Source organism: Streptococcus oralis (genome assembly GCF_001579025.1).
Taxonomy (GTDB): Bacteria; Bacillota; Bacilli; order Lactobacillales; family Streptococcaceae; genus Streptococcus; species Streptococcus oralis_X.
In genome coordinates this window covers 1-242 of the sequence record NZ_KQ970259.1, presented here as the reverse complement: position 1 = coordinate 242, position 242 = coordinate 1, and the positions used below count along the sequence as shown (strand labels likewise).

The 242-nt window shown below is 54.1% G+C and carries 2 tRNA genes; both read left to right on the top strand.

The window, feature by feature from the left end:
- Window positions 1–3 precede the first annotated feature (3 nt).
- Window positions 4–78 (top strand) — tRNA-Met (locus SORDD27_RS09525).
- A 13-nt stretch (window positions 79–91) separates the two neighbouring features.
- Window positions 92–165, top strand: a tRNA-Ile gene (locus SORDD27_RS09520).
- Window positions 166–242 lie beyond the last annotated feature (77 nt).

Here is a 242-nt window from a genome sequence, read left to right as displayed (position 1 = left end):
CATGGCGGTGTAGCTCAGCTGGCTAGAGCGTCCGGTTCATACCCGGGAGGTCGGGGGTTCGATCCCCCTTCGCCGCTATATTGATCTTGTTGGACCTTTAGCTCAGCTGGTTAGAGCTCTCGGCTCATAACCGAGTGGTCGTAGGTTCAAGTCCTACAAGGTCCATTGTAAATAATGGAGGATTACCCAAGTCCGGCTGAAGGGAACGGTCTTGAAAACCGTCAGGCGTGTAAAAGCGTGCG